The 14,223-nt window shown below is 57.7% G+C and carries 12 protein-coding genes and 1 other annotated feature; of the genes, 5 read left to right on the top strand and 7 right to left on the bottom strand.

All coding sequences use genetic code 11. The annotated features are described in order from the left end of the window. The first annotated feature begins 250 nt into the window (after window positions 1–250). From AC06G8_RS04205 to AC06G8_RS04195, 3 genes are all read left to right on the top strand, one after another. The gene (locus AC06G8_RS04205) at window positions 251–799 is read left to right on the top strand and encodes a helix-turn-helix domain-containing protein (RefSeq protein WP_175619213.1); all 549 of its coding nucleotides are present in this window, start codon (window positions 251–253) and stop codon (window positions 797–799) included. Between the two features lie 211 nt (window positions 800–1,010). Further along, window positions 1,011–2,057, top strand: coding sequence for an L-threonine 3-dehydrogenase (gene tdh, locus AC06G8_RS04200; protein WP_480284476.1), 1,047 nt, complete (start codon window positions 1,011–1,013; stop codon window positions 2,055–2,057). 52 nt (window positions 2,058–2,109) lie between these two features. After that, window positions 2,110–3,288: a glycine C-acetyltransferase gene (locus AC06G8_RS04195; protein ID WP_480284475.1), complete on the top strand. Its 1,179-nt coding sequence runs from the start codon at window positions 2,110–2,112 to the stop codon at window positions 3,286–3,288. A gap of 90 nt (window positions 3,289–3,378) precedes the next feature. Here AC06G8_RS04195 and AC06G8_RS04190 read toward each other — a convergent pair whose 3' ends face one another. The 4 genes from AC06G8_RS04190 to AC06G8_RS04175 form a co-directional block, all read right to left on the bottom strand. Then, entirely contained in the window at window positions 3,379–3,516 is a 138-nt protein-coding gene (locus tag AC06G8_RS04190; protein ID WP_480284474.1) for a hypothetical protein, read from the bottom strand. 883 nt (window positions 3,517–4,399) lie between these two features. After that, window positions 4,400–5,695 carry a glycoside hydrolase 5 family protein gene (locus tag AC06G8_RS04185; RefSeq protein WP_480284473.1) on the bottom strand — a complete coding sequence of 432 codons (1,296 nt, stop codon included), beginning with the start codon at window positions 5,693–5,695 and terminating at the stop codon, window positions 4,400–4,402. 681 nt (window positions 5,696–6,376) lie between these two features. Further along, complete coding sequence (locus AC06G8_RS04180; RefSeq protein WP_480284472.1) at window positions 6,377–7,003, bottom strand: hypothetical protein; 627 nt, start codon at window positions 7,001–7,003, stop codon at window positions 6,377–6,379. 155 nt (window positions 7,004–7,158) lie between these two features. Then, window positions 7,159–8,259, bottom strand: coding sequence for a LacI family DNA-binding transcriptional regulator (locus tag AC06G8_RS04175; protein WP_480284471.1), 1,101 nt, complete (start codon window positions 8,257–8,259; stop codon window positions 7,159–7,161). A gap of 256 nt (window positions 8,260–8,515) precedes the next feature. Here AC06G8_RS04175 and AC06G8_RS04170 point away from each other — a divergent pair, with 256 nt between their 5' ends. Then, window positions 8,516–9,019 (top strand): hypothetical protein, encoded by a 504-nt coding sequence (locus AC06G8_RS04170; protein ID WP_480284470.1) that lies wholly within the window; start codon window positions 8,516–8,518, stop codon window positions 9,017–9,019. A 155-nt stretch (window positions 9,020–9,174) separates the two neighbouring features. Here the strand turns inward: AC06G8_RS04170 and tyrS are convergent, their stop codons facing one another. From tyrS to AC06G8_RS04155, 3 genes are all read right to left on the bottom strand, one after another. Then, window positions 9,175–10,464, bottom strand: coding sequence for a tyrosine--tRNA ligase (gene tyrS / locus AC06G8_RS04165; RefSeq protein WP_447662442.1), 1,290 nt, complete (start codon window positions 10,462–10,464; stop codon window positions 9,175–9,177). A 117-nt stretch (window positions 10,465–10,581) separates the two neighbouring features. Beyond that, window positions 10,582–10,817 (bottom strand) — a binding site (T-box leader). Between the two features lie 156 nt (window positions 10,818–10,973). Continuing rightward, on the bottom strand, window positions 10,974–11,729 hold the full coding sequence (locus AC06G8_RS04160) for a class I SAM-dependent methyltransferase (RefSeq protein ID WP_480284469.1): 756 nt from the start codon (window positions 11,727–11,729) through the stop codon (window positions 10,974–10,976). A 112-nt stretch (window positions 11,730–11,841) separates the two neighbouring features. Continuing rightward, the gene (locus AC06G8_RS04155; protein WP_480284468.1) at window positions 11,842–13,008 is read right to left on the bottom strand and encodes a GNAT family N-acetyltransferase; all 1,167 of its coding nucleotides are present in this window, start codon (window positions 13,006–13,008) and stop codon (window positions 11,842–11,844) included. A 620-nt stretch (window positions 13,009–13,628) separates the two neighbouring features. Between AC06G8_RS04155 and AC06G8_RS04150 the strand changes: the two genes are divergently transcribed. Further along, complete coding sequence (locus AC06G8_RS04150; RefSeq protein ID WP_480284467.1) at window positions 13,629–14,033, top strand: DUF1259 domain-containing protein; 405 nt, start codon at window positions 13,629–13,631, stop codon at window positions 14,031–14,033. Window positions 14,034–14,223: the final 190 nt, after the last annotated feature.

Raw genomic sequence — 14,223 nt, 5'->3', positions numbered from 1 at the left:
GATTTGTTTTTAATTAGGCCCTTGCTCAAGGATCGTCGGTCATCTGCTTTGCAAAGGCAGATCGAGGAGATATACTTGCCACTTCACCGGCCTGACGTGATAAAATAAACGATAATGAACCGAGCGGATAGACATGCCGATTCCGGCTGAGAAGAGCGTTTGCAGGCAAAAGGGAAACATGAACGCTCATGGCCTCCATTGGGATCTGCGGATCAAGACAAAAAAGCATGGAGGTTAGGCAGTGGACACGATGGTGCTGCGGGTTGCCCGCAACTTGAAGAAAATCCGCAAGGCCCGGGCCTACAGCCTGGACAAGCTGTCCGAGCTGACCGGGGTCAGCAAGACGATGCTGGCCCAGATCGAGCGCGCCGATTCCAACCCGACCATTACGGTGCTGTGGAAAATCGCGAGCGGGCTGCGCATCTCCGTCTCGGACCTGATCGAAGAGGAGCGCCCGTCCGTCACTCTCGTGAAGGCTTCCGTCCGCTCCCCGATTCTGGCCGGGGACGGCAAATACATGAGCTACCCGCAGTTTTCGTACAACGACAGCTCCCGCTTCGAGATCTACCGGGTTGTCATGCTGCCCGGCTGCGTCTACGAGGCCGAGCCCCATCACGAGGGCGTCGAGGAGTTCGTCACCGTCACTCGCGGAACGCTCCGCATGGTCATCGGCAACCAGTCTTACACGGCCGGAACCGGCGACGCGATCCGCTTCGACGCCGGGCAGCCGCATACGTATCTCAATGAGTCCGGCGAAGAGGAGACAGAGCTTCAAAGCATCATTCTCTACCCGTTCTAGAGGGGTCGTGTCTGCCCCTCGCGGACGTCCGTCCAACGGGCGCGAACGCGCGCCCCATAAGGATTTTCCGCCATTCAACAACCTTCGCCGAAGGTTGTTTTTTGTTGTTTACAAAGCAGGGTCGACTAATATACTATTACTTACGAAGCAGTACCATATACTGCACATATGTTCGTTATGACGATCATTCTTGATCAGAGGAGAATGAAAAATGAAGGATAAAATGATTGGTTTGGTCAAGGCGGAGCGCAAAGCCGGCGCCATGCTTATGGAAGTGCCGATTCCGCAAATAGCCGACGACGAAGTCCGCATCAAGGTGAAGGCAAGCTCCATCTGCGGCACCGATATGCATATTTATCACTGGGATGAATGGGCGGAGCAGAACGTCGTCACGCCGAATGTATTCGGCCACGAATTCTCCGGCATCGTCGAATCGGTCGGAAGCGCTGTCACGAATGTCGCCGTCGGCGACCATGTGTCGGCCGAGGGCCATATCGTCTGCGGCACCTGCAAGCAGTGCCGCTCCGGCAACGCGCATGTATGCCCGAACACGCGCAGCTTTGGCATCAGCGCTCCGGGCTGTTTCGCGGAATACGCGGTGACCAAGGCCGTCAACATCATCCACAACGATCCTTCGCTGCCGCATGAGCTGGCCTGTCTCCAGGATCCGCTCGGCAACGCGGTCCACACCGTCATGGCGGGAGACATCGTCGGCAAGTCCGTCGCCGTCATCGGCTGCGGCCCGATCGGCCTCATGGCGATCCAGGTCGCCAAAGCGGTCGGCGCGGGCAAGATCATCGCCGTCGACCTGCATGACTACCGGCTCGGCATGGCTGCCAAGCTCGGCGCGGACGCCTGCATCAAGTCGGAGCCGGGCAAGGATGTCGCGGCGGAGCTGCGCGGCCTGACGGACGGCGCAGGCGTCGAGGTCGGCCTCGAGATGTCGGGCAACGGCCATGCGATCAACAGCCTGCTCGAAGCGATGGCGAACGCCGGACGCGTCTCGCTGCTCGGCATTCCGTCCAAGGCGGTGCCGATCGACCTGGCCCGCCACATCATTTTCAAGGGCTTGCAGGTATACGGAATCACGGGCCGAAGAATGTACCAGACCTGGCATCAGATCAAGGGCCTGCTCGACGCGGGCCGGATCGACCTGCGGCCGCTCGTCGACCACACGTTCACGCTTGACCGCTTCGAGGAAGCGTTCGAGCTGATGGGCTCCGGGCAATGCGCCAAGATCGTGTTCAAACACGAGTAGAGTCATACTAAAGGGCCGACGCGGCCCCGTTCAAAAAAGGAGAGATCCGCCAATGGCTGGACTAGACGGACTGAAGGACGAACTGGAGGAGCTGAAGCGGCAGGGGCGATATCGCCTGCCCGCCGTTTGGGAGAGCGGCTCCGGCCCGTGGATGGAGATGGGCGGCCGCCGCATTCTGCAGATGGCCTCCAACAACTACCTGGGTCTGACCGATCATCCCCGGATGAAGCAGGCTGCGATCGAGGCGATCGAGAAGTACGGCGTCGGCAGCGGCTCCGTCCGCACGATTTCGGGCACGCTCGACATCCATGACCAGCTGGAGCGCGAGCTCGCCGAATTCAAGGGAACGGAGGCCGCGCTGGTGTTCCAATCCGGCTTCACGACCAACCAGGGCGTGTTCGGCACGCTGCTGCAGGCAGAGGACGTCGTCATCAGCGACGAGCTCAATCATGCCAGCATCATCGACGGCATCCGCCTGACCAAGGCAGCCCGCCGCATCTTCAAGCACAAGGACATGAACCAGCTGGAGGAAATTCTGAAGGAATCCAGCTCGTTCAGCCGCCGCTACATCGTCACCGACGGCGTCTTCAGCATGGACGGCGACATCGCTCCGCTGCCGGACATCGTCGAGCTGGCCGAGCGTTACGACGCGATCGTCTGCGTCGACGACGCCCATGCGAGCGGCGTTCTCGGCAAGAACGGCAAGGGCACGACCGACCACTTCGGCCTGAACGGCCGCGTGCATATCCAGATCGGCACGCTGTCCAAGGCCGTCGGCGTCGTCGGCGGCTACGCGGCAGGCAGCCTCGCGCTCAAGGAGTACCTCATCCACAAGGCGCGGCCGTTCCTGTTCAGCACGTCGCAGACTCCGGCCGTCGCAGCCAGCTGTCTCGAGGCGATCCGCGTCCTGCGCAGCAGCCCCGAGCTCGGCGAGCGCATGTGGGCGTCAGCGAACTTCTTCCGCTCGCAGCTGCAGGGCGACGGCTTCGACACCGGCGCCAGCGAGACGCCGATCATCCCGATCGTCATCGGCGATGCGGCCCGCACGATGGAATTCTCGGCTCGCCTGCTCGAGGAAGGCGTATTCGCTCCGGCGATCGTGTATCCGACCGTAGCGGCCGACAAGGGCCGCGTCCGCTTCATCATCACGGCCTCCCACTCGGCCGAGGACCTCGAGTTCGCCCGCCAGGCGCTGCTCAAGGTCGGCCGCGAGTTCGGCCTGCTGGGCTGATCGTTCGGGTATTGAAAAAGCTGTCCTCCGTCCTTTGACGGCAGGGACAGCTTTTTTTTGGATAGCCGGGACGGCTCTATGATGTCTGGATCACCCTGTTGTTCCATGCCTCTTCCATCCTTGGTCAATCCTTGTTCCATCCTTGTTCCATCCTTGTTCCATCCTTGTTCCATCCTTGTTAAATCCTTGTTCAATCCTTGTTCCATCCTTGTTCCATCCTTGTTCCATCCTTGTTCCATCCTTGTTCTATGCCTTTTCCATCCTTGTTCCATCCTTGTTCAATCCTTGTTCCATGCCTTTTACAATTCCATGCCTCAGTTTTGATGTCTAAAACCGATAATCCAATGAATATCCGGCTGATTTGGGAGCTCTCGCCTCTCGAAGGCTTAGCGATTCCCCGTTCAACAAATGGTCAAGCCCTATCGGACATAGGATCCGCTATTTCCTCAATTTCAGGCATTAAAAAAAATTTAACGGACATCAGATCCGCTAATTGAGGCCTTAAGTCCACAATTGGCCCTTTTCGATCCAAATAACGGATCTGATGTCCGATAGAAGCCCTTTTCCAGCTAAACAGGCGAAATAACGGATCTGATGTCCGATAGCAGCCAGTAGCCCAAAGAATAGTTAGTTGTTGCGGTTCAAAATTTAGTTCGAGGGTGGATAGTTTCGAGTGGATACGGTCGGGCTGATTTTGCGCAGTAGTTCATTGAATTTGCTCAGCGGACTCTCTGCGTCATGGCTGGCTATATCCGTTCCCGGCATTTCGTTTCTCAGAGCTACGGGCTTTATTTGTTTCTGGCGTCGCACGATACAATAGCCGACTTTATCTGTTTTTGACCGTGGCACTAAACCATGGTTGGCTTTGCCTGTTCCGGGCGTCGCACGATACCATAGCCGGCTTTACCTGTTTCTAACCGTGGCACTACAACCTAGCCGGCTGGACCGTGCCACTAGACAATGACCGCTTATATCTGTTCCTGGCCGTACTAAGAAATGGCTGGCTGGTTCACTGCATTTGGCTCAAGCTAAGGCTAGCTTCCACACTCTGGCGTAAACGCCTCCCGCCCATCCTTATCCACTTTCTGGCGCGAACGCCTCCGACTCATCCTTATCCGCTCACCGGCGTGAACGCCTCCGACTCATAGACCGGCGAGTAAGCCCCCGCCCGTCCGTCCGGCGCATAAGCCTTGACGCGGTACCACGCCGTGGCGGAATGCGCCCGCAACGGGTCGCGCCAAGGCATATCGTGATTCGCCGCCCGCGCATCAAATACAAGTTGCCACGGCCCATCGGCTCCGCGGCTGGAGCGCTCGAGCGTGTACATCGCGGCGCCGGTTACGCCGCGGAAAACGATTTGCTCCTTGGCCGACGTGATGATTGGCGCCTCCGGTATCGGATGCTCCGGAACTGTCTCGCCGCTCATCCGGAAGGCATGCTCGCGCAATCGCAGCACCCGCCTGCCGATCTCTTCGTTGACGCCCGTGCCGGGATAGTGAAGCGAGAACCCATCGTAATGCGGCACATACCCACCCTCGTCGCCATGCCCGAACAGCGACCAGAATAGAGTCCCCGCCACTCTCTCATCCTCTTCGGCATGGCGGAGAAAGCCTTCCAGATCGCCATCCGGCCATCCGAACTCCCCGGCGATATATACCTTGCCGGCCTCTGCGGTAGCAGCCGCATCAGCAGCAAGCTTGCCCGCATCGGCCGGGTAATAGTGGACGTCGAGAATGTCCAGCTCTTCAATGCCGAGCTTGTCGAGGTCCAGCTCGAACTGCTTGCCGTGGGCGACCAGGTGGCGGCTGTCCTCGGACTTGATGTGGCGGGCGATCTCCCGCACCCATTCGGCCGGAGCCCCGTTCAGCTCATTGCCCAGCTCCCAGGCCATGATCGTCGGATCCTCCTTGTAGGCTGTGCCCGTCAGGCTGTTCACTCTGTTCAGCACGAAGCTGATATACGACTTGAAGTCCTCGATGACGGCCCGATCCCTATAGAACAGCTCGGGGTCATCGAGCCCTCTCCAGGAGGTGAAGGTTTCCCTGCCCCCATGGTAATAAGCCCAATTGCACACAAAAGGAACCAGCAGCCGGAGTCCCCGGCGGCCTGCCTCTGCGATGGCAAAGTCCACGCGGCGGAACGCTTCTTCATTGTACTCCCCTCGCTTTGGCGAGAGTGCCTTGGCGCATCCCTGGGAAGCTGCCAGCGTGTGCGAACGAACGACGGCGGCACCCATCTGAACCGCGGTATCCAGCGCGTCGAGCACCCGGAATTCGGTCGGCCAATCCACTCCGCCTACATTTTCGTCGAGCCCAAGCCAATAGATATTGGGTCCCCCGAACCGGAACGGCTTGCCGCCAAGCATCAACCGGCTGCCTTCGCGGCTTATGAATTCCTTGCTCGTCATGGATGCATCCCTGCCTTTTCTTCAAGAAATGAGAACGATTTCAAGAAAAAGCATACCATGAGCAATATTTTCATTCAACATAAATAAACTTTTTTATTCTATGTTTAAAATTGTTTACTGGCTTAGCATTTTCACTCTTCCGGGTTCATTGCCGGCATGGCTCTGGTACAGACCGCATTGCCACGCATGAACCCTGAGAATGCTTGTAGCCCGGCTGTGTCACGGTGCCGTCCGCAGCTACGCTTTGCTAGGTTCTCGAGCTGATGTTGACGATTTCTCCTTCGCGGAAGGAGAAGAATGCTCGCTTCATATCCAGCGGCGAAGGTCAGGTCCGGTTTTTGATATCCCCCGCCAGGACAGCGCTGAGATCCCCTTTTCTGGAGCTGGGACAGCGGGACAAGCGCCTGCCAGGGGTTGCAGCAAAAAAACAGCCTATCAGCTCGAAGAAAGAAACCTCTCCGTTGAAGATGGAATAGAAACGGTCCGCCTCTTCTTCCGGAAACAGACAGGTCTGCTGGTCCCTTCGAATTGGTCCGTGCTGCGCAGCGGCGCACGGGCATACTGCGCCTGCAGGCCTGCCCGGCGGATCGCGAAGCTCCGCGCTTCGGCCGGATCCCCTTCCTGCAGCAGCCTTCGCTGTTCCGGTCCACTTTTCGCATCTTCTCCAACCTCAGCTTTCCTTCAAATACATGCCGACCGCGGAAACGATCTCCCGAAGAATATCAAGCGACTGCCCGGCATCCGGCAGCTCCAGTCCATGGTCGCCCCCGTCGATCGCCAGCAGCCGGACCCCATTGCCCGCCGCTGTGCGCCGCATGTCCTCCGGACCGAACACCGGGTCCGCTGTCCCGACTGCAACCAGACCCCCGCCCGCAGCATGGAGGGAATAGCCGGACCGATCGGGGTCAGGAAGATGTGGCGGAATTCCTTGCCTCTCAAATCTTCCGCGAGAGCCTCCCGAGTACGGCTGGAGAGGACGGTTCCCACGCTCTTGCCGATGAAGGCAAAGCGGTCATAGCGCTCCAGCACCGGCCTGAGGACGGCCGCGCAATCGGCGCTTGCCGCAGCCATCGCCTCCTCGAAGGGACCGGGCTCCCTGCGCGCCGCCTGATAGCCGTATTCCAGCAGCAGAAGATCGTACCCCTCCTGCATCGCCGACTTGCCGGCATAGTGCAGCAGCGGCATTTCGCAGGAATAGCCTTGCCCTGGAAACAAAACAGCCAAGGAGAGGCAGCCCTCCCTCCGAATCCAGCGGCAGCGGATGTCCGTTCCCCAGGCGGAGGGAGAATGAATCCAGCTCATTTGCATACCGAAGCCCTCCTTGCTCTTCCACATTTTCCTTTTATTTTATTACAAAGCAGGCCTCCGCATTTCCTGCAGCAGCAGGCTGGCTGACGGAATTAAAAAAAGACAGGGCGCCTGCCGGCCCTGTCTTCCTGACCTGCCCGCTACGCCTCTGCCCGCTACGCCTCTGCCGTCTCCGTCTCGCCCGCAGCGGCAACCGCCGCCCCGGCCGGCGGAGCTGTCGACTCCCTCTTGATCAACGACGTCGACAGCATGACGAGCTCCGGCAGCCGCTCGGGCTCTCCGATCCTCCCCAGCACGAGCTGGGCCGCCCTCGCACCGATCTCTTCCTTGGGCACGCTGACGGTCGTCAGCTTGGGCTGGTTGAGCTCAGCGAGCGTGAGGTCGTCGAAGCCGACGACGGACAGATCGCGCGGACAAGACAGTCCTATCTTGCCGATCAGGTTGAGCGCGTCGAAGGCGATGAGATCGTTGGCGCAGAAAAGCGCCGTAAGCCTGCGCTCCGCGTGCAGCTCGGCGCCCAGCTCGGCCGCGAACGCCGGCTGGGTATACATGCCGCTGCCGCTGACGCCCATGCCCTCGATCATGACGGCCTCGGCCGGGTCGGCCGGCTGGCGGCGGTTGTGCACGGCGATTGCTTCCGCGAAGCCCCGCTGGCGCTCGGAGAAGCTCCAGGTCGTAAAGGCGTCTCCGGCAAAACCAAGCCTGCGGTGGCCTTCCGCCAGCAGCGCCTGCACGGCCTGGTAAGCGCCGAGGTAGTTGTTCGCAAGCACCTGGTCCATATCGGGATGCTGGGCGTCCGGATCGACCAGCACGAACGGAAGCTTGCGCTTGGTCAGCTGGTCGGTATAGGCTTCCGGCAGCTGGCCCAGCACGATGACTCCGTCGACCTTGCGCTCGGTGATGGCGGTTGGCATGCCGTCCTTCACCCGCATCGTCACGTCGATGCTGGAGAGCACCATGCTGTACGTCTGCTTGGCGAGCTCCGCGTCGATGCCCTTGATGATCTTGCCCCAATACTCGGGGTCGTCCAGATAGGCGCGGGGCATGAGAACCGCGAGATTGCCCGTCAGGGAGGAGCTGCCGAGCCGCTTGCTCCCCTTGATCCGGTAGCCTTCCTCCTCGGCCGTTTTCCAGATGATCTCGCGTGTCACCTCGTTGACGGCGCTGTCTCCGGAGAGCGCCTTGGAGACCAAGGCTTTGGAGACGCTCAATTTATCGGCAATCATTTGCAGCGTGACCTTTTTGATGATGCTCACCCCTTAGGTTTTACGACCCTATCCGGTTCGTCTTCTTTCCTTTAAGTGTAAAGGTTCCTTCAACTTTTTTCAAATTTTTTCAGACTTTCTCATCCCCATTTCTCTTATGAATGAAAATTTTGGTTGCAAGAAATGGCAACCATTCCTATTCTGGCGTCGCAGAAACATGGAAGCACATGGAAGATGTCCTCGGGAAATTCGCAACCGGAACCGCAATTCTTCGTTACGTTTAAGATCAAATCGGGGAGGACATCCAATGAAAACGACACGCATCGTGCTGGCCTTGAGCCTGATTGCAGCTTTATTGACCGCCTGCTCCGGAGCCGGGTCAGATGAAGCGGATGCCATATCCGTTCTGGATAAGGCCATTCACATTCAGTACGACGTCAAGCATGGCGATATTCCGGAAGATGATTACTCGATGATCAAAGAACGCGGCAGCCTGCTCAAGCCTCTTGTCACCGAGGAGCTGCTCAAAAAGCTGGAGGCCAACTTGGAAACGGCTATGCCTGTCCGGATTGCAGCCTATAACAAAGCCGATCTGGAGGCAAAGGCAACACAAATGAAGATCGAAGCGGTCAAGGATGCGAAAGACTCCTACGACCTGAAATATATCGTTGTTGTAAAGGTGACCGAAGACAGCGGAAAGGTCCAGCCCTGCAACGTCCCCGGAGAATCGACCGCCGTCCGGACAGCGGAGGGCTGGGTTCTGAGCCGTCTCTGGTCCGATTACCGCGAGATGGCTAAGCTGTATCCTTGACCGGGCCAGCAGCCCGGCTTCACGCAGCAAGGCATTCGGCGAGCTTCGCGAGGCGGAGGAGAAGTCTGCACCCGAGAGCCGCCTTTTGCCGAGAGCGGATTTTGGGGCATGGAAAAAGCCCGCCCGGCTGGATGCCGGTGCGGGCTGAAGCCGTTCTATTCGAACTTCACGAGGTAGTAATTCTTCTTGCCGCGGCGCAGCACGACGTAGCGTCCATGCAGGCGCTGCTCCGACGTCAGCATCGTGTCGATGCCGGTCTGCTTGACGCCGTTCACGTAGACGGCGCCGCTCTCGATGTCCTGCTTGGCCTGGCGGCGGGAAGGAGCGGCCTTCGCCTCGACGAGCAGGTCGATCAGGCCGGTTTCGGCAGCCTCGCCCATGACGGTCGTCGGCATGTCCTGCAGCGCCTCGACCAGCTCGTCCTCGCTGAGCTGCGTGACGTCGCCGGAGAACAGCGCAGCCGTAATCTTCTCGGCGCTCTCGACGGCATCCTCTCCGTGCACGAGCTTGGTCACCTGGCGGGCGAGCTCGCGCTGGGCCTCGCGCTTCTCCGGCTGCGCCGCGACCGCCTGCTCCAGCGCCGCGATCTCCTCGCGGGAGAGGAAGGTGAAGTACTTCAGGAAGCGGATGACGTCGCTGTCATCCGTGTTGATCCAGAACTGGTAGAACTGGTATGCGCTCGTCTTGCCCCGGTCCAGCCACACGGCTCCGGATTCGGACTTGCCGAATTTCTTGCCGTCGCTCTTCGTGACGAGCGGCATCGTGATGCCGTAAGCGTCGCTTCCGCCCATTTTGCCGATCAGGTCCAGGCCTGCGGTGATGTTGCCCCACTGATCGCTGCCGCCCAGCTGCAGGTTGACGCCATGGTCGCGGTTCAGCTTGAAGAAGTCGTACGCCTGCAGGATCATGTAGCTGAACTCCGTGAAGGAAATGCCGTTCGCGAGACGCGAATCGACGGAGTCCTTGGCCAGCATGTAGTTGACCGTGAAGTTCTTGCCGATGTCGCGCAGGAAAGTGATGATGTCGAGCGGCGCGAGCCAGTCGTAGTTGCTGACGAGCTTCGCCGGATTGCCCGCGGCCTCGAAGTCGAGGAAGCGCGACAGCTGGTTTTGCAGGCTCTTGGTCCAGTTCGCGACCGTGTCGTCCGTGTTGAGCGAGCGCTCGGTGGAGCGGCCGCTCGGATCGCCGATGAGGCCGGTGCCGCCGCCGACGAGGGCGATGGAGTTATGGCCCGCCAGCTGGAAGCGGCGCAGCGTCAGGATCGGCAGCAGGCTGCCGATATGCAGGCTGTCTGCCGTCGGGTCGAAGCCGCAGTACAGCGTGACGCGGCCTTCGCTCATCTTTTTGCTCAGTTCCTCGCGGTTCGTCACCTGGTACACCAGGCCCCGGTATTCCAGGTCCTCCAGCAGTTCCGGATTGACGGCCGCAGCTTGCTCTTGTGCCATGTCTGTTCCCTCCACTTGATTGAATGAGTGTTGCAGCTGATCCTGATTGATGGGGAATGCCGCCAGCACCAGCGACCCGTGCTCATGGACAAAAAGAAAGACCCCTCCCTGTCCAAAGACAGGGACGAGTCATCGCGGTACCACCCTATGTTGAGCTTCCCGTACGGGGACGAGAATGCTCCGCTCTGCCGGGTAACGGCCGGCTGCCGTCCGGGTCCTTCTGCCTCAGGCAGGTTCGGACGCGGATGCTCCAGGATGTAATTCGCAGCCCGACCCCGCACCGGCTTGCACCAACCGCCGGCTCTCTAGAGCGATGTCGCTCGGGCGCTACTGATTCCCTTCAACGCACTTTATCGCTATCACTTTAGCGAATCCCGGCGGATATGTCAACTTCCTTCCAGGCGGAGCACATGCCGAAAGGAGCGTATCCGCTTCTCAGCCGGCTCGTCCGGATCCAAACCTTGGCTAGAGGAGCCCGCTGTACACTTCTGTCTCGTAGTCAAAGCTGACTAAAGAAGCCCGCTGTACACTTCTGTCTCGTAGTCAAAGCTGACCGTTCCGTCCTGCTGCGTCTCGTCGAAGATCTGCCGCAGCTCATCCAGCATCTCCTCGTGCCCGGGCTGTCCCTCGGCGGGAGCGTACGAGGAAGACAGCAGGCGGCCCTTCACGCCGTCGTAATCGAAGATCTGCCGGTTAGGGAAAGTCTGCAATTCCATCGTTCCCTCGCGGAAGAAAGCCTGCAGCGCTTCCGGAGAGACGTTGCGGTGGTTTACGCTCGCATAGTCCGTCCCGTACTTATGCAGCAGCGCCTCGTACCTTTCCAGAAAAGGCGTGCCTGCAAGCACGCGCGAGTTCCAGATCAGGAACGCGCGTCCTTCAGTCTTCAGGATGCGGCGAAATTCCACCTGCGCGGCAGCCTGGTCGAACCAGTGGAAAGCCTGCGCACTTACGATCGCTTCGACGGAATCCTCGGCCATTCCCGTATCCTCCGCAGGCGACAGCATCAGGCCGAACCGCTCGTCGGGACCGAGCTTGGTCCAGGCCGCCTTGGCCATATCCGGATTGGGCTCCACGGCCATGACCCGGAGCTGCCGCTCCAGCAGCAGCCCGGAGAAGATGCCCGTTCCGGCACCGATATCCGCTACCGGAGAATCTTCCTTGAGCCCGCCACGGCTGATGATGTAGTCTACCGCTTGCGCCGGGTAGCTCGGCCGGTATTTCTCATAGTTATCCACACGGCTGGAAAACCGCTCCTTGCTGTCCATCGATCATCCCTCCAAATCTCGTCCATGAGGCCAGGGTCCGCCGTTCGAACCAGCCGATACTGGCTCGCACCCTGGCTTGTCTGCATGCTTAACCGTACCAGACAAGGGTCGCTCAGGCAACCGGAGGCCTGCAATAAATGATCTCGGGATCGCCTTCGTCCAGGTTGTCGACAATCCCGCTGCGGACGTAGCCCATCGCTTCGCACAGCAGCTGCATCGGCATGTTGGACTCGTTGGTGGAGGTGAACAGCTTCTCTCCAGGGAACCCGGCCTCCCAAGCCGCCATTAGACTGCGGCCGACTCCGCTCCGGCGGTTGTCCGGATCGACAATGATCAGCTGCAGGAACCGCTGCCCGAAAAAGGACCGGTCATGCGCGGCGAAGCCCGCTAGGCGGCCCTCTCGCAGAGAAGCGAGGCAGTTGCCGCTGCGCACATGCTTCTCGAGCTCGGCGAGCCGTCCGCCATGGCCGATTACCTTGGCATCCAGAGCGGCTATAGCCGGCAAGTCGGCCATGGATGCCTTGCGGACATCGGTGGAGCAGGCTGTGGCTTGGCCGGGCGGTTCCGCAGATTCCGCAGGCAATTCGGCGACGGAGCCAGCTGGCGGTTTCACACATTCCCCAAGCGGCTCAGCGGGTGATCCGACAGACGCTTCCGTGGATTCGGCCAGCATCCAAGTGGAGGATTCGGGAGCATCTACGGCCTGTTTTATTCCTTCAAGCACTCCCCCGGAAGTTTCCGCTGCCGATGAGAAGAGGAACAGCTTGCTGCAGCCAAAGTGCTCCAGATCCAGATCCTCCTCCGTATATCCGTCTTCCCCCGCATGGCGGTCCAGCGACTTCCGCCAGAAGGCAATGGAGCCCCGGTTGCGCTCGCCCGGCGTCGTGAACAGCGACCAGCTTCCGGAATGCTGCCGGAACAGCTCGCTAGCCGCTGCTTCACCGATACCTTTGCCTCGGTATGGCCTAAGGATGAAGAACTCGTTCATCATATAATCGCTGCCGGACTCGGTGTACGGCCCGGAAGCAATGAGCGCGAAGCCGGCGGGAAGTCCGTCCGCCATGATCAGATAGGGGAACAAAAGGCCTTCCTTTTCCCACCAGATGTCGAATTCGCCCTGCTGCTCCTGCAGTGTCCGGATTCCGTCATCCTCTTCAAATACACCGCAGCGGTTCGGCATAACTTCGCGGATTCCGGCCAGATCATGCAGATACAGCGGATACAGATTCATCAGAATAAATTTGCGGTTCAGGCCGCACGGCTCTACGGATATGTTCATGTTCATGGCTCACTCCCGCTTTTTGTCCTGCACCTACTATACTTGCAGGCTGCGAGGGTAGGATATGGAAAGAACGGTTATAGCCGAAGAAACACGAGGACTTGGAGTGCGGGCTTAACATGAAAGCTCCCCTGCTTCAGGTGCCTCGGCCTACCTTGACCGAAAGCAGACGAATCCGCTTCAGCCCATATTCTACAGATCCCCTATGCGTCGCATCCATCATTCTAGACCTTCCCGAGATAAGCACTTCACGAAAACATAAAAAGAAGGGAGCATTCCCAAGTCATAGCGACTGAGGAACGCTCCCTTCTTTAATTTTAGGCTATGTTAAATCTTAATGTTGTTTTTTACCCCAAAAATAAAACCGCCCTTTGAAAAGGCGGTTAATTTAACTATCGTTCTCCGTTACTTTACGTACAATCTTTCACATTCTTTTATAAATTATATAATTATGAAAGGATGAACTTAGTGGTTTAGTGAACCGAAAGTCTGCGGTTACAACATATGATTAGTAATATAATCTAACCTTCATAAAATCGATCCAAGTGTCATATATTACTTTATATTACGTCACCAAAGATAAGATTTAAATCATCAATACTTAAAAAAGGGTGATAGATTTGAATGGACACCAAATGATTTGTCAACAATTTGGTCAAATTTTAAAAGGGAAGGGTAAGTTTGAAAATGGTGTATGCTCTGTTTCGTTAAAACGGAACTTTCCAGTAATGATAATGGGACGTCCAAGTAAAGGTTTTTTACTCGCAAATGTTTTGTTTGAATCTTTAGACGAGACAGGAAATGCTCTCAATATAGGTGAAGTAGCAATTTTAGAAGAAGAGGTGTATGCATTTAATAGGGCATTGGTTCAACAAGGGATCATCGTAAGCGCATTACATAATCATTGGATATTTATTCAACCAAACCTGTTATATATTCATTTTCAATCCGTAGAGCCTCCTCTTAATTTTGCTAAAAAGGTTGCCTATGCTTATTCAACATTAACAAGCTACCCTACGATGTAATAGCACTCCTGCAATACTCATAAATGGAAGAGCAGTTGATTTTTCTTAATCCTATTATTTTCACTCATTTTATTCATTTGGACTACCTTTAAACTAGCGTATCCCGTTAGTTGAGAAACGTCCATGCTTCCGTTCGTTATGGAAAGAATCACAGCAGCCATTTGGAGCATATGAACCGCAGAATAATTTA

The sequence above is a fragment of the Paenibacillus sp. SJS-P3 genome (genome assembly GCF_056711585.1).
Note: the sequence above shows the minus strand (reverse complement) of the source record. Positions and strands in the feature narration are given on the sequence as shown.

Coding starts and splice junctions, on each gene's coding strand:
- AC06G8_RS04170 (WP_480284470.1), top strand. CDS start 8,516: ATGAAAACGACACGCATCGTGCTGGCCTTGAGCCTGATTGCAGCTTTA.
- AC06G8_RS04195 (WP_480284475.1), top strand. CDS start 2,110: ATGGCTGGACTAGACGGACTGAAGGACGAACTGGAGGAGCTGAAGCGG.
- AC06G8_RS04205 (WP_175619213.1), top strand. CDS start 251: ATGGTGCTGCGGGTTGCCCGCAACTTGAAGAAAATCCGCAAGGCCCGG.
- AC06G8_RS04160 (WP_480284469.1), bottom strand. CDS start 11,729: ATGGACAGCAAGGAGCGGTTTTCCAGCCGTGTGGATAACTATGAGAAA.
- AC06G8_RS04180 (WP_480284472.1), bottom strand. CDS start 7,003: ATGCAAATGAGCTGGATTCATTCTCCCTCCGCCTGGGGAACGGACATC.
- tdh (WP_480284476.1), top strand. CDS start 1,011: ATGAAGGATAAAATGATTGGTTTGGTCAAGGCGGAGCGCAAAGCCGGC.
- tyrS (WP_447662442.1), bottom strand. CDS start 10,464: ATGGCACAAGAGCAAGCTGCGGCCGTCAATCCGGAACTGCTGGAGGAC.
- AC06G8_RS04185 (WP_480284473.1), bottom strand. CDS start 5,695: ATGACGAGCAAGGAATTCATAAGCCGCGAAGGCAGCCGGTTGATGCTT.
- AC06G8_RS04190 (WP_480284474.1), bottom strand. CDS start 3,516: ATGGAACAAGGATGGAACAAGGATGGAACAAGGATTGAACAAGGATTT.
- AC06G8_RS04155 (WP_480284468.1), bottom strand. CDS start 13,008: ATGAACATATCCGTAGAGCCGTGCGGCCTGAACCGCAAATTTATTCTG.